1 protein-coding gene is annotated in these 305 nt (G+C 57.4%); it reads left to right on the top strand.

All coding sequences use genetic code 11. The features are described 5' to 3' along the window. Positions 1–305, top strand: a 305-nt coding sequence (locus AF337_RS36050; protein WP_152971346.1) for a DUF2189 domain-containing protein, incomplete at both ends; no start/stop codon positions are given.

Raw genomic sequence — 305 nt, 5'->3', positions numbered from 1 at the left:
GCTGTGCATGGTGATGCTGCTCTGGATGAGGGCGGCGGTCATTATCTACGCGCTCTTTTTCGGCGTTAATCCGTTCCCCGGCCTTGGTGGCGTAGCAAGGCTATTGGTCACCACCCCCTCGGGCTGGGGCATGCTGATCGTCGGTTTGTGTGTCGGCGCATTGTTCGCTGGATTCGCTTTTGCAATCGGGGTGTTCTCAATTCCGATGCTTCTGGATGAGCGCATAGACGCCTTCACAGCGATGGGCGTCAGCGTTGTCATGGTCTGGAACAATATGGGACCGTCAATGGTCTGGGGTGCGATCG

The sequence above is a fragment of the Rhizobium ecuadorense genome, from assembly GCF_001187535.1.
GTDB classification, from domain to species: Bacteria; Pseudomonadota; Alphaproteobacteria; order Rhizobiales; family Rhizobiaceae; genus Rhizobium; species Rhizobium ecuadorense.
This window is presented reverse-complemented; position numbering and strand designations above follow the sequence as displayed.